General features: G+C 45.2%; 19 protein-coding genes and 2 tRNA genes. 10 read left to right on the top strand and 11 right to left on the bottom strand.

Annotated elements, in window-relative coordinates; all coding sequences use genetic code 11:
- Positions 1-25: 25 nt before the first annotated feature.
- From upp to A7sIIA15_RS00225, 3 genes are read left to right on the top strand one after another with little or no spacing between them, the layout of a single operon-like run.
- The gene (upp, locus tag A7sIIA15_RS00235; RefSeq protein WP_095685276.1) at positions 26-664 is read left to right on the top strand and encodes a uracil phosphoribosyltransferase; all 639 of its coding nucleotides are present in this window, start codon (positions 26-28) and stop codon (positions 662-664) included.
- The gene (locus A7sIIA15_RS00230; RefSeq protein ID WP_095685275.1) at positions 665-2,041 is read left to right on the top strand and encodes an NAD-dependent malic enzyme; all 1,377 of its coding nucleotides are present in this window, start codon (positions 665-667) and stop codon (positions 2,039-2,041) included. It begins immediately after the preceding gene.
- The gene (locus A7sIIA15_RS00225) at positions 2,038-2,643 is read left to right on the top strand and encodes a DedA family protein (protein ID WP_095685274.1); all 606 of its coding nucleotides are present in this window, start codon (positions 2,038-2,040) and stop codon (positions 2,641-2,643) included. The genes A7sIIA15_RS00230 and A7sIIA15_RS00225 overlap by 4 nt, the downstream gene beginning before the upstream one ends.
- Here A7sIIA15_RS00225 and A7sIIA15_RS00220 read toward each other — a convergent pair.
- Genes A7sIIA15_RS00220 through A7sIIA15_RS00210 form a run of 3 tightly spaced genes read right to left on the bottom strand, consistent with a single transcriptional unit; the run spans position 2,591 to position 5,848 of the window.
- A complete protein-coding gene (locus A7sIIA15_RS00220) occupies positions 2,591-3,532 on the bottom strand; it encodes a DMT family transporter (protein ID WP_095685273.1) in 942 nt (313 codons plus the stop codon). The genes A7sIIA15_RS00225 and A7sIIA15_RS00220 overlap by 53 nt on opposite strands.
- A complete protein-coding gene (locus A7sIIA15_RS00215; RefSeq protein ID WP_095685272.1) occupies positions 3,533-4,063 on the bottom strand; it encodes a TIGR00645 family protein in 531 nt (176 codons plus the stop codon).
- 15 nt (positions 4,064-4,078) lie between these two features.
- The gene (locus A7sIIA15_RS00210; RefSeq protein WP_095685271.1) at positions 4,079-5,848 is read right to left on the bottom strand and encodes an ABC-F family ATP-binding cassette domain-containing protein; all 1,770 of its coding nucleotides are present in this window, start codon (positions 5,846-5,848) and stop codon (positions 4,079-4,081) included.
- 24 nt (positions 5,849-5,872) lie between these two features.
- On the opposite strand from A7sIIA15_RS00210, the gene A7sIIA15_RS00205 reads away from it, so the two are divergent.
- Together A7sIIA15_RS00205 and A7sIIA15_RS00200 are read left to right on the top strand one after the other, a co-directional pair.
- The gene (locus A7sIIA15_RS00205; protein ID WP_095685270.1) at positions 5,873-7,144 is read left to right on the top strand and encodes a kynureninase; all 1,272 of its coding nucleotides are present in this window, start codon (positions 5,873-5,875) and stop codon (positions 7,142-7,144) included.
- Positions 7,141-7,935 (top strand): tryptophan 2,3-dioxygenase, encoded by a 795-nt coding sequence (locus A7sIIA15_RS00200; protein WP_095685269.1) that lies wholly within the window; start codon positions 7,141-7,143, stop codon positions 7,933-7,935. Before A7sIIA15_RS00205 ends, A7sIIA15_RS00200 begins: the two co-directional genes overlap by 4 nt.
- Here the strand turns inward: A7sIIA15_RS00200 and A7sIIA15_RS00195 are convergent.
- The 3 genes from A7sIIA15_RS00195 to A7sIIA15_RS00185 are packed head-to-tail and all read right to left on the bottom strand — an operon-like array spanning position 7,932 to position 11,411.
- Complete coding sequence (locus tag A7sIIA15_RS00195) at positions 7,932-8,507, bottom strand: nitroreductase family protein (protein ID WP_095685268.1); 576 nt, start codon at positions 8,505-8,507, stop codon at positions 7,932-7,934. The genes A7sIIA15_RS00200 and A7sIIA15_RS00195 overlap by 4 nt on opposite strands.
- Positions 8,508-8,562: 55 nt before the next feature.
- Positions 8,563-9,975, bottom strand: coding sequence for a glycosyltransferase (locus tag A7sIIA15_RS00190; RefSeq protein ID WP_095685267.1), 1,413 nt, complete (start codon positions 9,973-9,975; stop codon positions 8,563-8,565).
- Positions 9,975-11,411 (bottom strand): GuaB1 family IMP dehydrogenase-related protein, encoded by a 1,437-nt coding sequence (locus A7sIIA15_RS00185; RefSeq protein WP_095686413.1) that lies wholly within the window; start codon positions 11,409-11,411, stop codon positions 9,975-9,977. Before A7sIIA15_RS00185 ends, A7sIIA15_RS00190 begins: the two co-directional genes overlap by 1 nt.
- Positions 11,412-11,443: 32 nt before the next feature.
- On the opposite strand from A7sIIA15_RS00185, the gene A7sIIA15_RS00180 reads away from it, so the two are divergent.
- From A7sIIA15_RS00180 to A7sIIA15_RS00160, 5 genes are all read left to right on the top strand, one after another.
- A complete protein-coding gene (locus A7sIIA15_RS00180) occupies positions 11,444-12,370 on the top strand; it encodes an ABC transporter ATP-binding protein (protein WP_095685266.1) in 927 nt (308 codons plus the stop codon).
- Positions 12,367-13,179, top strand: coding sequence for an ABC transporter permease (locus A7sIIA15_RS00175; RefSeq protein WP_095685265.1), 813 nt, complete (start codon positions 12,367-12,369; stop codon positions 13,177-13,179). The genes A7sIIA15_RS00180 and A7sIIA15_RS00175 overlap by 4 nt, the downstream gene beginning before the upstream one ends.
- Before the next feature lie 41 nt (positions 13,180-13,220).
- Positions 13,221-13,988 carry an ABC transporter permease gene (locus A7sIIA15_RS00170; protein WP_095686412.1) on the top strand — a complete coding sequence of 256 codons (768 nt, stop codon included), beginning with the start codon at positions 13,221-13,223 and terminating at the stop codon, positions 13,986-13,988.
- 189 nt (positions 13,989-14,177) lie between these two features.
- The gene (locus A7sIIA15_RS00165; protein WP_095685264.1) at positions 14,178-15,572 is read left to right on the top strand and encodes an aspartate aminotransferase family protein; all 1,395 of its coding nucleotides are present in this window, start codon (positions 14,178-14,180) and stop codon (positions 15,570-15,572) included.
- A 20-nt stretch (positions 15,573-15,592) separates the two neighbouring features.
- Positions 15,593-16,831: a Glu/Leu/Phe/Val family dehydrogenase gene (locus A7sIIA15_RS00160; RefSeq protein WP_095685263.1), complete on the top strand. Its 1,239-nt coding sequence runs from the start codon at positions 15,593-15,595 to the stop codon at positions 16,829-16,831.
- Here A7sIIA15_RS00160 and pcp read toward each other — a convergent pair.
- From pcp to A7sIIA15_RS00135, 5 genes are all read right to left on the bottom strand, one after another.
- On the bottom strand, positions 16,811-17,407 hold the full coding sequence (gene pcp, locus A7sIIA15_RS00155; RefSeq protein ID WP_095685262.1) for a pyroglutamyl-peptidase I: 597 nt from the start codon (positions 17,405-17,407) through the stop codon (positions 16,811-16,813). The genes A7sIIA15_RS00160 and pcp overlap by 21 nt on opposite strands.
- 68 nt (positions 17,408-17,475) lie before the next feature.
- Positions 17,476-17,548, bottom strand: a tRNA-Arg gene (locus A7sIIA15_RS00150).
- A 129-nt stretch (positions 17,549-17,677) separates the two neighbouring features.
- On the bottom strand, positions 17,678-19,693 hold the full coding sequence (locus tag A7sIIA15_RS00145) for a 5'-nucleotidase C-terminal domain-containing protein (protein WP_095685261.1): 2,016 nt from the start codon (positions 19,691-19,693) through the stop codon (positions 17,678-17,680).
- A gap of 76 nt (positions 19,694-19,769) precedes the next feature.
- Positions 19,770-21,038 carry an FAD-dependent oxidoreductase gene (locus A7sIIA15_RS00140; RefSeq protein ID WP_095685260.1) on the bottom strand — a complete coding sequence of 423 codons (1,269 nt, stop codon included), beginning with the start codon at positions 21,036-21,038 and terminating at the stop codon, positions 19,770-19,772.
- A gap of 24 nt (positions 21,039-21,062) precedes the next feature.
- Positions 21,063-21,154: transfer RNA gene (locus tag A7sIIA15_RS00135), tRNA-Ser, on the bottom strand.
- Positions 21,155-21,214 lie beyond the last annotated feature (60 nt).

The raw sequence follows: 21,214 nt of genomic DNA, 5'->3' as shown, positions 1-21,214 counted from the left end.
TTGAAAGCCCTGTAAGGTAATGCCTATGAAAGTTCACGTTGCCAATCACCCGCTTATTGCCCACAAATTGACGGTTTTGCGCGATGAACGTACTGATTCCCCAACATTTCGTCGTTTGGTAGAAGAGCTCGTAACACTTCTGGCTTATGAAGCTACCCGTGAAATTCGCACACACACTGTTGAGATAACAACTCCAGTTACTAAGACTAAGGGCCTAAAAATGGCCGAGCCTCGCCCAGTAGTAGTTCCAATTTTGCGTGCCGGCCTTGGAATGCTCGAAGGCATGAGCAAGTTAATGCCAAATGCTGAAGTTGGTTTCCTTGGCATGGTCCGTGATGAAAAAACTTTGAAGGCAAGCACATACGCAAATCGTTTACCTGAAGATTTATCTGGTCGTCATGTATTTGTTTTAGATCCAATGCTTGCAACTGGTGGAACATTAATTGCAGCTTTTCATTATCTGCTTGACCTTGGAGCAACTGAGATCACCGCAATTTGTATCTTGTCAGCACCCGAAGGTGTGAAAGCTGTTGAGGACGAGTTCTCTGCAAGTAAAGTTCCAATCAATATTGTTACTGGCGCACTTGATGAGAAATTAAATGAACATGGTTACATCGTTCCAGGACTTGGCGATGCCGGCGATCGTTTATATGGAGTCGTATAAATGGCAGCCACTTCCCCAGGATATGGAATTACTATCCGTGTTGAGGGTCCACCTTCTGCTCAACCTGTAGCACTTGCAACAACTGTTATTACTGCAGCTGGTGCAACCATTACCGCGCTCGATGTTGTTGAGTCTCTTTTAGAAAAAGTTGTTTTAGATATTACGTGTGACACCATTGATTCAGCCCACGCTGATCAAATTACTATCGCTCTTGCAAAGAATCCTGAACTGACAGTTCGCAAAGTCAGTGATCGAACATTCCTTCTCCACCTTGGTGGAAAGATTGAAATTCAATCTAAAGTTCCATTAAAGACCCGTGATGATCTCTCGCGCGCTTACACACCTGGCGTTGCCCGCATTTGCCAAGCAATTGTTGCTGACCCAGCAGATGCTCGCCGCCTAACTATTAAGCGCAATACCGTGGCAGTTGTTACCGATGGATCTGCAGTACTAGGCCTTGGAAATATCGGCCCAGCAGCAGCTCTGCCTGTAATGGAAGGAAAAGCTGCGCTATTTAAGCGCTTTGCAGATGTTGACGCCTGGCCTGTTTGTCTGGATACACAAGATGTCGATGAAATTGTTCGCACAGTTCAGTTGATCGCACCAGTTTACGGCGGAATTAACTTAGAAGATATCTCGGCTCCTCGATGCTTTGAAGTCGAGCGTCGCCTACGTGAGCTACTTGATATTCCAGTTTTCCATGATGATCAACATGGAACCGCCATTGTTGTTCTAGCTGCTCTTCGAAATGCTCTTAAGTTTGTTAAAAAGGATCTTGGTTCAGTCAAAATTGTTTTAAGTGGCGTTGGCGCTGCAGGTAATGCAATTGCTCGACTGCTCACACTTAGCGGGGCAAAGAACATTATTGGCTTTAATCATCACGGTGTAATCCACAATGACTTGAAGTCTGAAGATTCAATGCAGCAATGGTTTATTGATAACAGCAATCCAAATAACTTTATTGGCGCAATGCCAGAGGCACTTGTTGGTGCTGATGTATTCATCGGCGTGAGCGCACCAAACATTCTTAAAGAAGCTGACATTGCAACTATGGCTAAAGGATCAATTATTTTTGCTCTGGCCAATCCAGATCCTGAGATTGATCCAGTCGTGGCACGTAAATATGCAACTGTCGTTGCCACAGGTCGCAGTGATCAACCAAATCAAATTAATAATGTTTTGGCATTTCCTGGAATCTTTCGCGGTTTACTCGATGCCAATGCCCACAAAATCACTGATCAACTATTAGTTGCAGCAGCAGAAGCTATCGCTGACTGTGTCTCTCCAGAGCAACTGAACGCATCCTTTATTGTGCCCAGCGTCTTTGATCCAAATGTGACTAAAGCTGTAGCTGCGGCGGTTAAGAAGTCAGTGTGATTGAACTAGCTGCATCATTTGATGCTCAACTATCTAGCCTTGCACCATATTTGATCTACTTAGTTGTTGGGGCGATTGTTTTCTTTGAAACCGGTGTTTTATTTGCCTTTTTCCTACCGGGTGATTCAATCCTCTTTAGTGCGGGTTTGGTTGCAGCAGCTCACGGTGAAGTAAATATCGTGATCCTTGTAACCGTCATCTTCATCGCAGCGTTCTTGGGTGATCAAGTCGGTTTTGTAATTGGTCGCTTAGTTGGACGACCTTATTTAGATAAGCATGACTCTGCGCGCATGCAAAAGATGATTGCCCGGTCTGAGCGCTTCTACGAACAAACTGGATGGTGGGCAGTAGTTGCTGCACGATTCTTCCCGTGGATTCGCACCTTTGTCCCACCTATTGCCGGTGCATCAAAGATGAACTACTACAGATTTCTTTCAGCAAATATTCTTGGGGCATTGTTATGGGGCGTAGGAATAACTCTTGCAGGATATTACGCAGCTTCATTGCCTTGGGTTAAAACCTGGTCTTATGCAATTGCAGCTTTCTTTATTACAGCCTCTTTGGTTTCTGCACTCGTGAACTACTTACGCCACCGGCGATAACACCCAAGTACGTCATTACAATTCCAGTTACTAGATAAGCGCTCACGTTCACGCCATTGGTTGGCGAAATCAAGTCAATTACCAACGATCCAACCAGTTGTCCGCCAACACTAAAGAGCGTGAAAGTTAAAACGCCTAGGTGTTGAACAATTGTTGATGTAAAAGCGATATAGATAACTCCAATTACACCGCCGGTGTATATCCACCAGGGACCAGCAGGAAGTGGAACAAGTTCAATCTTTCCAATTAGAACTCCACCTAAAATGAGAATTACAAGCAGTGATGTTCCTGTAATGAAGTTAAGAAGTGAAGTGGTGAAGCTTTGGTGTGAGTGCTCATTTATCTGACCATTAAGTGCCCGCTGCACACCCACCACAGCCCCAGCAATACAGCCAAGGACCACAGCAAAAAGTGAAAGGTTCTTGGCATCAATGCGATCAAATACTGAAACAAAGACTGCTAGAACAGTTAGAACCGCGGCTGCCACCCGGCGTTTAGAGATTAGCTTCTTACCGCCACCAGTAAGACCAATTCGATCCACGATAAGTGACATTGCAGTTTGACCTGCAATTGATGCTACTGAATAGATTGCAACACCAATCAGCGGAACGATATGTGTTTGAATCGCAACAAAACTTCCACCTAACGCTCCAGCAAGTAGTTTCCATTGTGCAATCTCTTTGTTGGCAACAGCAGCACGTAGATTCCTAATGCCTTCTTTTATTGCTGGATTGAAGGCGGTAATCACCGCAATAATGATTAATCCTGAACCAAAAGAAACAAGTGCTGCTTCTAGACCATTATTGAGTCGATGCGAGAGTTCACCATTTGCACGCGCCTGCAAGGCAATCATTAAGCCTGAAAGCGCGGCTAATAAATCTAAACGCATTTACTGATGCGTGCCGGAGAATTCTCGCTTGTCAGCGATCCAATCCATGAGAGCAAACAAAACACCAGAGGCGACGAAAGTAAGGTGAATGACGATTCGCCATTTAGTTCCGCCACCAACTTCATCCTGACCAGATAGTTCAATAAAGTCTTTAAGAAGTTCAATTACTGAAATCGCTACTAATGAACCAATTAACTTAATTTTCAAACCGCTAAAGTCAATTGTTCCCATCCAGTGTGGACGATCTTTTGACTCAGTTGCAACGTCAATGCGGGAAACGAAGTTCTCATATCCTGCAAAAATAACCATCAAAATAAGGTTGGCGAGCAAAGTTAAATCCAATAAAGCGAGCAGATCAAGAGTAAAGCTCTGTGGTGTTGCTTTGCCGATTTTTTCTGCCAAATGGATGAATTCGATGATGAAGCGGTAACCAAGCAGAACTAGTGCGCCAACCAATCCCAAATAGAGAGGAGCAAGTAAAAAGCGAGAGCGAAAAAGGATTACTTCTATAGCGTGCGATAGTTGACTCATAGAGAGGATTTTAACTTACCCCTCAAGTAAAACTGTGACCTGAAGCCATTCTTCTTCGAGTCTGTTTTTCTCACCCCGTAATTGCGCTAACTCATTGGTGATTTCAAGCAAACGTTCTGCATCAAATGAGGCGGTTTCTTGTTCGCCCTCAAGTTCTGCTATCCGCGAATCCGCCTTCTCCATTTGTCGCTCAAGGCGAACTTTGTCTTTCTTAAGTTGGCGTTCTTCTGCCGCACTCGAAGTTTTCTTCTCTTTGGGAGCGCTGATGTCGGGTTGTAGGGCTTCATGGCGAAGCTCTAAGTACTCATCGACTCCTCGTGGAAGATCTCTCACATTCTTATCCCCCAACAAACCAACAAAGCGATCACACACACGTTCTAAGAAATACCTATCGTGCGAAATAACAATCAAGGTTCCGCCGTAGCCATCGAGTAAATCTTCAAGTTCCGTCAGAGTTTCAATATCAAAGTCATTTGTTGGCTCATCAAGTAACAAAACATTCGGACTATCCATGAGTAGACGCGTGAGTTGTAAGCGACGTTTTTCACCACCAGATAAGTCGCCAACAGGAGTCCATTGTGATTCACGGTCAAAACCTAAACGCTCACAGAGTTGTGAAGCTGATAGTTCACGTCCCCCACCGATTTCAACACGGTTAGCAACTTTTTCAACGGCTTCTAATACTCGCCAAGTTGGATCTAACTCATCTAAATGCTGCGTAAGGAATGCTGCTTTAACGGTAATTCCAGTTACAAGCTTTCCCGCCGTTGGTTGGATTTCACCAACCAGAGTCTTCATTAGAGTTGTTTTACCTGCGCCATTAATGCCCACAATGCCAATGCGATCTCCTGGACCAACATTCCAATACAAATCATTGATTAATTCATTATCTCCAAGTTTTACCTGAACATGGTGGGCCTCATACACAGTCTTACCTAGTCTGTTGAGGGCAAACTTAAGTAATGCTCCTTGATCGCGCGGTTCGGGTTCTCCTGCGATTAATACATTAGCTGCATCGACTCGAAATTTTGGTTTAGTCGTGCGAGCTGGTGCTCCTCGGCGAAGCCAGGCAAGTTCTTTCTTAATCAACATATTCCGGCGCTGATCCATGACTGATGTTTGGCGGGCTCGTTCAGCTTTAGCTAAAACAAAAGCACTGTATCCGCCATCATATTCTTCAACTTTTCCGCCAACTACTTCCCAAGTGCGATCAGTGACTGCATCAAGAAACCATCGATCGTGCGTTACAACAGTTACCGCTAATCCTTTTCGATTTTTTAAATACTGTGCAAGCCAGGCAACACCTTCAACATCTAAATGGTTTGTTGGTTCATCCAGCAGAATGAGATCTAGTTCATTAATCAGTAGCTTTGCTAATCCAACGCGTCTGCGCTCTCCACCCGATAGCTGTCCGAACTTGCGATCAAAAATATGATCATCAAAGGAACCAAAGAGCCCAGTGAAAACTTCACGGATATTTGGCTCACTTGCCCACTCATGTTTTGCGGTGTCCCCTAATACAACTTCTCCCACAGTGCTCTCAGGATTTGCTGAATCCACTTGAGATAGCAAACCTATGCGTGCTGAGTTTGATTTAGTAACACGGCCAGAATCTGGTGTTTCAACGCCTGCAATAATCTTCATGAGCGTGGATTTTCCTGAGCCATTTCGACCAACAATGCCGATGCGATCGCCCTCAGAAACACCTAAAGAGACGCCTATTAAAAGCTCTTTAATATCAAAGGCCTTTGAGACCTCTTCGATATTTACAACATTGCGCGCCATGATGGGAGAGCGTACCTTTCCTTCATGAACGTTACTGACCGCGCGTACGCCTTAGAGCTAGATAAAAACGATCCTCTCGCTCATTTCAAATCACAATTCGTCGTTACAGACCCCGAGATGTGTTATTTGGATGGAAATTCATTAGGTCGTCTTCCAAAAGAGACAATTTCTGCCGTAAACAATCTGATGACTGAATGGGGCGCAGAAGTTGTAACTGGCTGGGGCCATTGGGTTGATGAAGCTCAACCAACAGGTGATTTGTTAGGCCAAGCAGCCTTAGGCGCAGGCCCTGGACAAATTCTTGTCTGTGACACAACATCAGTTAACTTTTATCAACTCTGCCTTGCAGCGGTGCATGCACGTCCTGGCCGCAAAACAATCATTACAGATGCAGCAAACTTTCCAACAGATCGATACATCCTTGATGGAATTGCTAAGCAGTTCGGCTTAAAACTTGTCCTTATTCAAAACGAAGACCCTGGGGTAGCAACACATGAGCGCATCACCACCCAAGTTCTTGCGCCGTATCTCAACGATGATGTTGCACTTGTTACCTTACAAGTTATTCAATATCGCTCTGGTGCTAGAACCGATATCAAATCAATTACCGATCAAGTACGTGCAATTGGTGCTTTAGTGGTTTGGGATGCCAGCCATGCAGTTGGTGCGATTGAGTTAAACCTTGATGCAAATGGAGTTGATCTCTGTGTTGGTTGCACATATAAATATGGAAACTCCGGTCCAGGTTCACCTGCTTGGTTGTATGTAAGCAAGAAGATCCAAAAAGAATTACAAGTTCCCATCCAGGGTTGGTTTGCACAAGATGCTCAGTTTGAAATGGGGCCAGTATTTGAGCGAGCACAAAACATTCGTGGCTTCCAGATTGCTAGTCCATCACTGATCGGTATTCGCTGTGTTCAGACAGCTTTTTCAATGATTAATGAGGCTGGCATAGATGCAATTGCACAAAAGGCCGCAGTTGGCACACAGATGATGATTGATCTCTATGACGCCTGGTTAGCTCCACTTGGATTTGTGCTCAATACTTCAAGAGATCCTAAAGAGCGCGGTGGACATATTTCATTAGTGCACCCTGATGCAGCTCAGATATGTGTTGCTATGCGCGAGATTTCTAATGTAATTCCTGACTACCGCACACCTAATTCAATCCGTTTGGCTATCTCACCACTTCCAACTTCCTTTGTTGAAGTGTGGGATGGATTTGCTCGTACGCGTGACCTAGTGGCATCTGGCCAATACAAAACAATCAAAGAGGGCGGTTCACGAGTCACATGAGCGAAAACTTCGATTCAGCACTGACATACACATCTTATTTAGCCGTAGATGAACTCTTAAGCCTACAACGCCCTCTCTCACAAGGACCTGAACATGATGAAATGCTTTTTATCATCATTCACCAAACTTATGAACTGTGGTTCAAACAAATCATTCATGAATTCGCAGAAGCACAGCGTGCAATGGAATCTGGGGACACTCATTATTCTCTAGCGATTTTGGGACGTATCCGCACAATTCTTAAAGTCTGTGTGACACAGATCGATATCTTGGAAACTATGACGCCTTTGCAGTTCAATGCTTTCCGTTCATATCTTTCATCCTCAAGTGGTTTCCAGTCCGCGCAATTTAGAAAAGTAGAAGCTTTGCTTGGTCGGCGCGATACAAAAATGGCTGGACACCTGCCACCGGCAATTCAAGCTGAGATTGCGCTAATCACTGCAGGTAATTCAGTCTGGGATTCAGCTTTGGCTTATTTAGCAAAGCGCGGACATGCAATTCCAACCGATGTATTAGAACGCGATCGTTCATTGCCTTATGAGGCTAATTTGCGTGTTCAGGATGTATTACTGGAAGTTCATACTAAAGACCCAGAGAGTGCAATGATTTGTGAGCGCTTAGTTGATATTGACGAGGGTATGCAAGAGTGGCGCTATCGCCACGTGAAGATGGTGGAGCGAACCATTGGACACAAAATTGGTACTGGTGGTTCTAGCGGTGTGGAATATCTAGCGAGTACTTTGTTTGCACCAGTCTTTAAAGATCTGTGGGAGATCCGTTCACGCTTTTAATTCGGTAAACCTTTAACCACAATCTCTTCTAGCGCTTTGCGCTCACGCGGTGCATTTTCACGCTCCAGCAAAGGTCCCTCTAATTGCTCGGCTGATGCTTGTTTACCAATTGCTATAACTGCAACAGGAAGAAGTGATGCATCTATTCCTAGATTTTGCGCAGCTTTTTCTGGATCAAAGCCAGTCATTTGATGAGCAACAAGTCCGCGGTCGTGTGTTTCAACAACCATTTGAGCAACAGCAAGACCGCAGTCATAGAGATAGCCCTTATTAGGTGTTCCGTCTTCGCGCGTGTGAACGCCAGCAACAACTATTAACACAGATGATCGGTGGGCCCATCCCTGATTAAAAGGAGCAAGCGAATCAAGTATCTGTGCAAATACTTCATCCCCGCGTTGGCCGACATAAAATCTCCATGGTTGCCCATTAGATGCAGAAGGCGCCCAGCGTGCAGCTTCTAAAACTGCCAATAGATCATCTTTTGATAGAACTGCCGTTGCATCTAAGGAGCGTGGGCTACGTCTATTGGCTAATACTTCATTAATTTCTACTGCTGTCTGTGCTTTCATCATTTACATATTCTATGTGCAGGCAAGAGATCTCGCATGTTTTACTAACAGCTAGCAATTACTTCTTAATGATCTCCACTAAATCGCCATAAGCAGTTTTTGCGATCTCTTTACGCTTCGCCACATAAGCAGGTGATGCACCAGTAATCAAATGTTCAAATCTGCTGGCAGATTTAATCAGCTTATGTAGTTCGGCAGAATCGGTTGAATCTCCAAATGTAGGAGGATCTTGCTTAGTAACTTGAACAACAATATGTGGGTTAAGGAATCGATATACCAGCGCAACTCTTCGTAACCCTAAGTTAGCAACATGGCGTAATCCACGATTGATGTGATCTTGTGCCATTAAGCGGATGAAAGTAAAAGTCTTGGCTTTTGCTGCTACTTGCTCAGTAGCAAGTGCATACAAAATATCTGCAATCTCTTGTCCACCAGTTGTTTGAGGAAGTTCTGCGCACTTTGCCGATAAGGCTGCACGTACTTGTGGATCCTGCAATTTCTTAACGGTCTTTGTAATGTCAGCTAAATCTGCTTGATCTGCACGTAGTGCATAACCAAAATCATGACACCAACGGGCACGAGCCTCTTGATCATCGGTTCCACGGATATTTGAAACAAAGACTGTTGGTACTTGTGCGGGCAACAATTCGTGCACACCGTTATATCCCGTTGCACAAATACCTGCATCAAATGCATGCAACACCTTTGCTAGTGGGAAATAGCGCGCCACTTTAATGTCTAGGCCCTCTGGAGCTAAAGAGTTTCCATCTTTATCAATCGGAGCCTTAGTTAAAATCACTTGTAAATCTTTCCAGCCAAGTAGGCCTTCAAGAGCTGCTGTCATTTTGTGGTTCACATCGCTATCGCCTGTGCCAAGTTGAACTAAAGCAACTGGACGGTTTTGATCAAGACCTAAGGCTTTGCGAGCATCTTCGCGAGATAGCGCATCTTCTTTTCTAAAAAGTGAAACAGGAGATGTTAAAACAGAGTCTTTGCGCTTTGATGTTGGACCAAAATCATAAGCGCGGGCAATATCTCCTGGTTCAACAATTGCATCCATCATCTTTGCTTGTAAACCTAAAATGAAGCGCTGTGGCTTCTTTTGCCATAGTCCACGACGAACCCAGACAAGTTTTAACTTCGGGTTTACATTACGTGCAGCTATTACACCTGGATAAGGAACAACACCATCAAACGATAAAACTTTTGCATCGGTTTCATCAACTAACGCTAAAAGACGATCGCGTAGGTATGCATCCCACTTTTCGCGAGACATCCATAAGCGATCTCGTCCTGGGATGTATTCGCAGCGAATACCCATAAAGGAAGGAATCTCTGCAATGCCGCCAGCCATTGAAACAATAATTGGATTAGCAACTGGCTTTAATGCCAGTGCAACGGCGCTAGCTCGTGCCAAATGGCCCATTCCAACACCATTGCTGGTTGCAAGGATGATTGTGGGTTTAGACATTAGTTGCCCCACGAAGAGTGCAATGGACGACCTTCTGCATAACCTGCAGATGATTGAATTCCAATAACTGCTCTTTCTGCAAACTCATCAAGGTTTCGTGCACCTGCATAGGTGCAAGAAGAGCGCAGCCCAGCAATAATTTCATCCAGTAGATCTTCAACACCTGGTCGTGCAGGATTTAAATACATGCGCGAAGTTGAAATTCCTTCTTCAAAGAGTGCTTTGCGAGCACGCTCAAATGCATCTTCTCCCGAAGTGCGAGCAGCAACGGCGCGTGCTGATGCCATTCCAAATGATTCTTTGAATAAACGTCCATTGACATCACTCTGTAAATCTCCAGGTGATTCATATGTGCCTGCAAACCAAGAACCAATCATTACTTGGGATGCACCTGCAGCTAAGGCCAGTGCAACATCTCGTGGATGGCGTACTCCTCCATCTGCCCACACATGTGCACCTAACTTCTTCGCCTCTGTGGCACATTCCAAGACTGCTGAGAACTGCGGCCGACCAACACCTGTCTGCATACGGGTTGTGCACATAGCCCCTGGCCCAACGCCCACCTTAATAATTGAAGCTCCAGCTGCAACTAGATCTCGCACACCATCAGCAGTAACAACGTTGCCCGCAACGATTGGAACAGAAAGCCCTAGAGATTTAATTGCCTTGAGGGCTTCAATCATCTTCTTTTGGTGTCCATGGGCAGTATCAACAACTAGAACATCTGCCCCTGATTCAACGAGGGCTGCAGCCTTTGCGGCAACATCTCCATTAATACCAACAGCTGCAGCAATGCGTAAGTGATTACTTGCATCTACGGCCGGGGAATAAAGAGTTCCGCGTAGTGCACCGATGCGAGTCATGATGCCCACTAGATCGCCGTTACTAGAAACTACTGGGGCTAACTTATGTCGGTGTTGGTTTAAGAACTCAAATGCAGCGCGGGCATCAAGGTTATCTGCCATCGTGATGAGTTCTTTACTCATTACTTGATGGAGCTGTGTAAAGCGATCAACGCTCTTGCAATCTTCTTCTGTAACAATTCCTACAGGCTTTCCACCATCAACAATGACAATTGCACCGTGGGCACGCTTGTGTAATAGAGAAACTGCATCTGCAACAGTCTGATGTGGGTTTAAAGTAATTGGTGTATCAAAGAATACGTGACGGGCCTTAACCCATTTAATGACACTATCAACTACTGCGTGTGGAATATCTTGTGGGATAACTGCAATGCCACCGCGTCTAGCAATTGTTTCTGCCATTCGACGACCAGAGATAGCGGTCATGTTTGCTACAACTAAAGGAATTGTTGTTCCTGAGCCATCAGTGGAAGCTAAATCCACATCCATACGGCTAGAGAGTTCAGAGGCACTTGGCACCATGAAGACATCGTCATAGGTGAGATCATGGGTGGGATTATTTATGAAGCGCACGTGGGTTAACAATACTCAGGTAGAATAGAAAGATGTCTAATCCACTCATATCTGTACGTGGTTTAACCAAGGTTTTTGGGGATTTCACCGCTGTAAACGGCATCGACTTCGATGTGGCTAAGGGTGAGTCCTTTGGACTCCTTGGCCCCAACGGTGCGGGTAAATCAACGACTATGCGTGTTCTTGCCGCAACATCACAGCGCACAAGTGGAACCGTAGAAATCCTCGGTAAAGATCCTGAATTATTTGGGCCTCTTGTACGTGCCCACCTTGGAGTTGTACCCCAGCAAGATAATCTCGATGGCGAACTCACTGTGAGTGAAAACCTTTATATTTATGGGCGTTACTTTGGTTTGTCAAAGAAGTTTATTAAAAACAAGATCGAAGAACTTCTTGAGTTTGCACAATTAGAAGAAAAGCGTGATGTGAAGGTCGAAGCGCTCAGTGGTGGAATGAAGCGCCGTTTAACAATTGCCCGCGGCCTTGTGAGTGAACCAGATATTTTGTTATTGGATGAACCAACTACTGGTTTAGATCCTCAAGCGCGCCATATTCTCTGGGATCGCTTGTTCCGTCTGAAGGAACAAGGTGTAACACTTGTTCTAACTACACACTTTATGGATGAAGCAGAACAATTATGTGATCGCCTAGTTGTGATGGACAAAGGTTCAATCATGGCCGAAGGATCACCCGCATCTTTGATTAAGCAGTATTCAAGTAAAGAGGTACTAGAAGTTCGATTTGGAAGTGATCGCAATAAAGAGGTTGCTCCGCAACTTGCAACGATGTGTGAGCGCATGGAGACCCTGCCAGATCGCATCTTGATGTACACAGAAGATGGCGAAAAACTCCTTGAAAAAATCACTCACGCTGGAATGCATGCAACTACTTCACTTGTTCGCAGAAGCTCACTTGAAGATGTCTTCTTGCGCCTAACTGGAAGAACTTTGATTGAATGAACGCGGGTATTGATGTTCCTACTATTGAACGTTTTGGAGCTTTGTATATAGCTGCGGCACGTTTGAAATCCATGTCTAAGTGGCGAACCATCATCGCAGCCGTGGATATCGGAAATCCACTGTTTTACTTAATCGCAGTGGGTATTGGTATTGGCGTTATGGTTGAACAAGGATCGGGCACAAGTGGAACAAATGGCATTAAATACATAGCTTTCATCGCACCTGCCCTATTGGCTAACACTGCCATCACGGGAATCATGGATGAAACGGTCTTTCCTACTATTGAGGGCTTTAAATGGCGCAAGCTTTTCTTCGCGCAAAACTCAACTCCAATAACTGGTCGACAGATCGCAATCGGTGTTTATCTTGCCGCCCTTTGCCGTGCGCTCTTTGCGGTAATCGCTTACTACATTCTCTTGCTTGCCTTTAATGTTGTTGACTTTGGAATCAGTATCTTGCTAGTGCCTATTGCCGTTTTAGGTGGCGGTGCTTTTGGTGCACTGATGTTGTTTGCAGCAGCAAAAATTGAAAAAGAAGATCAATTCTTCAACATACTAGGTCGCTTGGTCATTATGCCGATGTTCTTGTTTTCTGGAACTTTCTTTCCTTTGACATCAATGCCGGTGTATTTGCAGCCTATTGGATGGATTTCACCACTGTGGCATGCAACCGAGCTAGGCCGTGAGTCTGCTTTTGATTATGGAATTAGCAGCACAATGGTTGTTGTGCACCTTGTGTTCCTTCTTACCTTGCTTGTCATTGGTCTAGTCCTTGCTACTCGCCAATTTGAACGGCGGTTATCAAAGTGAGTAACGCTGTAGATATCGCAATGAACCGTAAATCAACAGCTATGTATGCGGGTCGGCCTTACGTGTTGCTAGAGCGCGGTTGGATTGCCTTTAGATCTACTAATTGGATTCCCGTTGTTACAGGTTTTGTTGAGCCGGTTCTTTTCTTGTTGGCTTTTGGCTATGGAATGGGAAGCCTTGTTGGAGATGTGACCACAGGAAGCAAAACTATTGATTACACCTTGTTCATCGCACCAGGGTTACTTGCAAATAGTGCAATGAACGGTGCGATTTATGATTCAACCTGGAATGTTTTCTGGAAACTTAATGAATCAAAGTTGTATAAGACAATGCTTTCAACTCCACTTGGGCCTCTTGATATCGCACTGGGTGAAATCACTTGGGCTTTGATTAGAGGCCTTGTGTACTCCATTGGCTTCCTAACTGTTGTTACAGCTCTTGGATTAACGCCAAGCGTCTGGGCAATCTTGGCAATCCCTGCAGCTTCTCTTGTTGCATTTGGTTTTGCCTCATTTGGAATGGCAATCACTTCTTACTTTAAGACTTACCAACAAATGGGCTTCATTAACTTTGTCTTACTTCCAATGACTTTGTTCTCCGGATCTCTCTATCCAATCTCTGTTTATCCAGATTGGCTAGAAAAAGTCATCATGGCTTTGCCTCTATGGCATGGAATTGAGCTAGTACGCGCTTTTTGGTTTGGGGAAATAAACTCTGGAGTTTTCGTGCATGTTACTTATTTTGTTGTAATGATCGGAATAGGACTTTTTGTAACATCCCGCCGATTGCGTGCACTTTTCTTGCGCTAACGCTTTTTTAACTTTTTTTCCCTTTTTTCCCTTTTTTCCCGCATGACACACCCGGTTTTTTTGGGGGTTGCATTTAAAAAACGGCATGAGATACTTAAGCCTTAGTCCAAACGGACTAAAAAATGAACCGGGAGAGTACTTCTCAAACGAGTTTCAAAAGCTGAAACCTTTGCCGTACAAGTTTTACCAATGATTACCCAAACTAATCACAGAGAAACATTTAGATTCGTTCCTTCAACATCTACTCCTGTCTCACCTGAGCGAGTAGCCGAACTCCTGAAAGCTGAATGGGAGTTATTCACCAAGCAAACTGGCAAGAGCGCTGAAGAAAGTCGTCGTGCTCTCAAGTCATTGCCTATGGGCGTAACTTCAAGCTTCCAGCACTGGGACCCATATCCAATCTCCATCGTGAGCGCTAAGGGCGCCTGGATGACAGATGTTGATGGTCGCCAGCTCCTCGATCTCTCCATGGGCTTTGGTGCCATGCTGGCAGGTCACCTGAACCCAGTAATCGTTGAAGAGGTAAAGAAGGCACTCGAGAGTGGAACTCTCTTTGTCACCCCTTCTCCTATTTCAACTGATGCTGCAGAGCGCATCTGTCGCCGCTTTGGTATTGATCTAGTTCGTTTCACTAACTCAGGAACTGAATCAACAATGTATGCCGTTCGCACAGCACGCGCTGCAACAGATAAGAATGCAATAGTTAAAATTGAGGGCGGTTATCACGGTAGCTATGACCCATTTGTAGTCTCTAGTAAACCACCTATCGACAAGATCGGTGATGAGAATGATCCAATCGCACACGTTCCAGAAGGAATCGTGCCTGGTGAGATCTACGTTGTTCCTTATAACAACGCAGATGCTCTAGAGCGCACATTCAAAAAGCATGGATCTTCTATTGCTTGTTTCATCCTTGAACCAGTTCTAGAAAACCTAGGCATCGTTTTGCCTGATGAAGGTTACTTAGAGCGAGTTCGCGAACTTTGCGATGAATACAACGTTGTTTTGATCTTTGATGAAGTTAAAACAGGTTTAACTGCAGGACATCAAGGCGCTGCCCAGCGCTTAGGTGTTACTCCAGACTTAATTACCCTTGCAAAATCAATTGGTGGCGGACTTACTTTGGCTGCCTTTGGTGGCAAGAAGAAGTACATGGACTTTGTTACTAATGGAAAAATGGCCCACTTTGGAACATTTAACGGTAATCCCCTTGCAATGGCTGGTGTTCGCGCAGCTGATGTGATCTTTACCGAAGAATCACTTGCAAAGGCTGAAGGTTTTAACCAACAAGCACTAGATCGCATCAATGCAATCATTGAGCAGTACCAACTACCAGCACACACTGTTGGTTTTGGTGTGAAGGGCTGTATTACTTGGTCCACAGAGCCTGTTCGTAACTACCGTGATTACAAAGCCACAGACTTTGCTGTTGCTGAGCTTTCATGGCTGTGGTCACTTAACCGCGGAATCATTACGCCTCCGGGATTAGATGAGCAGTGGTTAATCTCGTTGGCTCACGGTCAAAAGGAAGTTGATATTTTGGTGGAGGATTTCGAATCCTTTGCTAAAGCTTTGCGTTCATAAAAACTAACGGAAAGAAGAAAATGACAACGGAGTCAGCTCTTCAAACCGCTCGGACGCAGTTGCGTCGAGCTGTTGAATTACTACAACTTACCGAAAATGATTGGCAAACCCTTTCCACACCTCGTCGCATCCTTGAAGTAGCAGTTCCACTTAGGCGCGATAACGGAAATGTGGAGATGTATAAAGGTTTTCGCGTTCAATACTCAACAACACGTGGTCCTTCAAAGGGCGGTGTTCGCTTTCACCCAGATATAGATATGGATGAAACCGTTGCTCTTGCCATGTTGATGACATGGAAATGCGCACTTACTAACTTGCCTTACGGCGGCGCTAAAGGTGGCATTGCAGTTGATGCGCACACACTTTCTTTAGGAGAGAACGAGCGCCTCACCCGTCGCTACACATCAGAGATCTTGCCCATCATTGGACCAGAGCGCGATATTCCAGCACCTGATGTTGGAACTGATGAGCGCAACATGGCCTGGATGATGGACACATATTCAGTTAATGCAGGCTTTTCTGTTCCAGGAGTTGTTACTGGCAAACCAATTGTTTTAGGTGGCTCACTTGGTCGCACATCTGCAACTGGTGATGGTGTTGCAATCTCAACCATAGAAGCACTTAGAGTTAAAGGAATTGATCAAAAAGGTGCAACTGTTGCTATTCAAGGCTTTGGAAAAGTGGGTTACTGGGCTGCTATCGCCCTTGAAAACCTAGGTCTTAAAGTTGTTGCAGTTAGTGATGTTAGCGGTGGTGTTACAGGATTCTCATCTGTTGCAGATCTGTGGAAATACTTCCAAGCAAACGGCAACCTGAATATGCCTGGCACAGACAAAATCACACAGGAAGAACTACTTCACTTAGATGTTGATGTTCTTATCCCTGCAGCCTTAGCTGACTCTGTTACTGAGAAAACTGCCAGCGGAATTAAAGCCAAGATCATTGTTGAAGGCGCTAACGCCCCAACAACTCCTGGCGGAGATCAGATTCTTAATGACAACAAAGTGTTGGTTGTGCCAGATATCTTGGCTAACTCAGGCGGTGTAATCGTTTCTTACTTTGAATGGGTCCAGGATAAGCAAAACTACTTCTGGAGCGCTGATGAGGTTAAGCAAAACCTTAATGACATCATGATGAAGTCATTTAGAGAAGTCGAGCATATGGCTAAAGATAAAAAGGTTTCTTGGCGAGAAGCAGCTCACATGATCGGTGTTGCACGTGTTGCCGAAGCCCACAGATTACGTGGTCTCTACCCGTAATAAATCCAAAGATATCTGCACCCCTGCAACCATCTGTCTAACCGGCATGGTTGGCAGGTTTGGAAACTCTTTGCGTTGTTCATCCATTAACGGCACATGCATAAACCCGCTTTTAATTGGAGAATCCTTTAAGTAATCCTGCAACACATAAAAAATGTGATTACAGACAAATGTTCCCGCACTCAGTGAAATTGAAGCAGGGATTCCTGCTGCTTTCATTGATGCAACCATCTTCTCAATGGGAAGCGTTGAGAAATGGCCATCAGGGCCATCAGCATTAATTTTCTGCTCTAGAGGTTGATTACCTGCATTATCTGCAATCCGAGCGTTATCTAAGTTAATTGCAATGCGCTCAGGTGTCATCGCGCTTCTGCCCTCAGCTTGGCCTAGACACAGCACAGCACTAGGTTTGTGAAGATCGATAAGTTCACGCAACTGTGCACTTGCTTGCCCAAAAACTACTGGCAGTATCGCTGTTACAAGATCATCACCGATAAGTGCTTTAACTATTTCGCCTGAAGGGTTGAGTGATGAAGTAGCAAAAGGCTCAAAGCCTGTTACAAGGATCTTGGACATGGCATAAGTATTACCTAAACAAAAAGAAGAAAAGCCCCCGGTGTGAAAGGCACCGAGAGCTTAACTTGTGCGCGCGAAGGGATTCGAACCCCTAACCTTCTGATCCGTAGTCAGATGCTCTATCCGTTGAGCTACGCGCGCTTATTTAGTTTTGTACAGCCTGCGCATCTTACCTGCTTTTCATTCAGTGCCAAAATGCGTGAACTGTGCGTAAATAAAGCACAAAGGGCGCCAGATTGCTCCGACGCCCTTTGTCTGATTACTTAGCTATTAGCCAACTTTCTTGATGCGGCCATCTGCTGCAGGAACTTGAGTTACCTTTCCTGCGGCCATATCTGCCTTAAGTGCATCTACGAATACATCTAGCAGTGCACCTTGAACCTTGGCCTGTGCTGGTGAGAAGACATTTACATATCCATCGCCACCATAGATTACGAAGTCAAGAGTTGTAAGTGTGTACTCCTTTGAATCCTTAGCAATTGCAGTTCCGTCTAGTTTTGTAACTTCGACGATACGTGAACCAATTGGCTTAGATGCATCAAATGAGAACTTGAATCCAGAAATCTGTGGGAAGCGACCATCACCTGGATAGTTACCGCCAACACCGTTTTCTAGAGCCTTCCAAAGGTTTGCACCTGTGACAACTGTTGTTGCAATCTGGTTACCAAATGGGAACACAGTGAACGCATCACCGAGTGTTACATCTAGTGGGCCAGCACCTGTGCGAACAAGTCCTGTTGCTGCCGGTACATATGTCTTTGCCGGGAATGTGTCGCGGATACCGCCACCATTCTGGATTGCAAAGTCTGTCTTGTACTTAGCACGCATCAAATCTGCAATGTAGTTACCCATTGGAGTTTCACCTGAACGCTCAACAGCTGGTGATCCTCCACGAGGGAATACTCCTGAAACTTTACCGATTTTTACATCAAGCTTTGCAGATAGTTGATCCTTGTACTTCTTAACCATTGCAGCTGCTGCCGCATCTTGTGTGGTGACTGTTGAAACAACACCTGTGTTGATTGTTGCAGCTGCAGCCTTGAGAACGTGCTGGATTGATTGACCAACAACTTTTCCAGACTTCATACAAATCTGTGTACGTGTGTACTCAACACCAGCGTTGCGAACCTGTCCTAGAACAGTTGGTGCAACGCGTGAGCTACCAGGAATGACAGAAGCGTATGTCTGGTGGCTGTGACCACCATAGATTGCTGCTGCACCCTTGATTTGTGCTGCAAGTTCATTAAAGAGACCCTTTGAAACACCATCTGCATTTTCCAACCATCCCTGGTGGATTACTGCGATGACAACATCTGCGCCAGCTGCCTTTGCCTCTGCAATTGCAGAGTTAATGCCTGCTACGCCTGGAGCGATAACAATGGTCTTCTTTGCACCTGATGCATCCTTGTAATCAAGGTTTCCAGGAAAGACTTGTTCAATTGTCTCTGGTGTATTTGAGCCAACCACACCAATCTTCACGCCACCGCGCTCAATGATTGTGTAGGTCTTAGCCTGCTTTGCTCCTGACTTAAGAACATCTAATGCTCCCGCGCTGTAGTTAGAAACTACCCACTGGAAATCTGATGCACCAATCATCTTGTTGAGGTGATCGATATTGCGATCATGCTCATGGTTACCAAATACTGAAACATCTAGCTTTGCAGCATTTAATGATTCAATCGTTGGTAGCTCTTCAAACTCAGTTGAGATTGGAGGTGCTGCACCGATGTTGTCTCCAGATGAGACCGCAATCGTTGCCTTATTAGCAGCGCGATCTGCGTTCCAGTTACTTGTTAGAAGGGCTGCACCAAATGATCCACCCACTTCAATTGCACCGTGTAGGTCGCTGAGCTGGAGAACTTGAACAGCTTTGTTGAGTGATGATGCAACAGTTGCTAGTTGAGCTGCTGTGTAGCTCTTATTTGATGCCGCTGGCTTTGAAAAGCCATATGCGTTCACAGCCTGAACAACAGGTGTTCCTCCTGGTTGTCCATCGACAACAGGCATGGTTACAACGCTGCTATTTCTTGCAGGTACAAAGATTGGGCATGAGCCCGCACCTGCAGAGACAACGTAACCAGTAACTCCTGGTGCAACATTTGCGCCTGGTGTCCATTTAACAACAACTCCACGTGCACCTATATAAGAGGTCACGTTGGTAGGTGCGTTTGGAAGAGAGTATGTGTTTGCTTGCGCAGTTGGAATTAGCAACGAGACTAATAATGCGATGGCCGTGGCGAGTGCGCCAAAGCCAGTGAATTTTCTTGAGATAAGGGTTTGTTTCATGGCCTTATCTAAGCAGTACTCAATTTAGCTTGAGTGTTTTTTAGGTAACGACATGATTACTGCAGAGTGAAAAAGGTTACGACAAGCCCAACTTTAAAAGTTCATCGCGCTTAACACTCTTAACCCGAGGTTTACCCTTTGGCTCACCTGCAGCCACCTCGGCTTCATTAATCTTTTGCCACGCGCTTTGATCCACAACTACTTGGTGAGTCAATAACTGCGAAATATCACCAGCGGCTTTAGGTGTTTTCAAATCACTGATCATCAGTTCAACAACTGCAGCAGCATCTGATTTATTAGTGCCAATGACTCCTGATGGACCACGTTTTGCCCAACCAACAACATACAAATTCTCATTTACCCGACCATCGATGTTAACAACCTTGCCATTTTCAAATGGCACACCATCAATACCGGCAGCTTGATAGCCAATAGCAGTAATAACTAATCCGCACTTAATAGTCACATCACCACTCGGGGTTGAATACACAACGCCTTCAACGCGATCTGTGCCAAGGATCTGCTTGGGGGTGTGCTGGAAAAGAAAGCGCATCGTGCGCTCATGTTCACTTTTTTGTGACTCTGCGATCAATAACATTGCATCCAAGTTACTTTTCACTTCTTTTTCAGGCTCTGCTCCTGCACGAACTATCGCTGCATCAATATCTGCTTTGTTGATGACAACATTGGTGTGTTCAAGCTTTGGCAGTTCTCGAAGTTCTGGGGAAGTAAAAGCTGCATGCTCTGGTCCACGGCGTGCGCTGATATAAACATCGCGCACAGCACTGGCTTTAAAGGCATCAATTGCATGATCTGCTGTATCTGTTGGATCTAGCTCACTTGGTTCAAGTGCCAACATACGTGCAACATCCATTGCAACATTACCCGCGCCAATTACTACTGCCGTATCGCAATCAAGTGGCACCTTTACGTCAACATAATCTGGATGTGAGTTATACCAAGGGACAAAATCTGCCGCCGATAGCGAACCAGGCAATTCTTCTCCTGGTATCCCAAGGCTCTTACCTAGGTGTGATCCGGTTGCGATAACAACTGCGTCATATTTCTCTTTGAGTTGGGCAACGCTTATCTCGCTGCCAATTTCAATGTTGGCAAAGAGGCGAAAGTTGGGATCAGCTGCAATCTTTTCAAAGACTTTAGAGACTGTCTTAATCTTTGGGTGATCGGGTGCAACACCGCTTCGAACTAATCCCCATGGTGTGGGAAGGCGTTCAATCATGTCTATTGCAAAAGTGCGATCTTCATTTTGTTGATTGTGTAAAGCTTGCGCTGCAAAATAGCCCGCTGGTCCTGCGCCAACGATTGCTACTTTAAACAATGGCACGGCCAACTCCTTTAATTATCTTTATGGCGGAGACGAGGAGATTTGAACTCCTGAAGGGTTTAACCCCTTACCTCGTTAGCAGTGAGGCGCACTCGACCGGGCTATGCGACGTCTCCGAGTACAAGGGAAGTTTAGCGTGTGGGTGGTTGGCTACCAATTCTCTTCACCATTACGCT

The organism is Candidatus Planktophila vernalis (genome assembly GCF_002288185.1).
GTDB lineage: Bacteria > Actinomycetota > Actinomycetes > Nanopelagicales > Nanopelagicaceae > Planktophila > Planktophila vernalis.
This window is presented reverse-complemented; position numbering and strand designations above follow the sequence as displayed.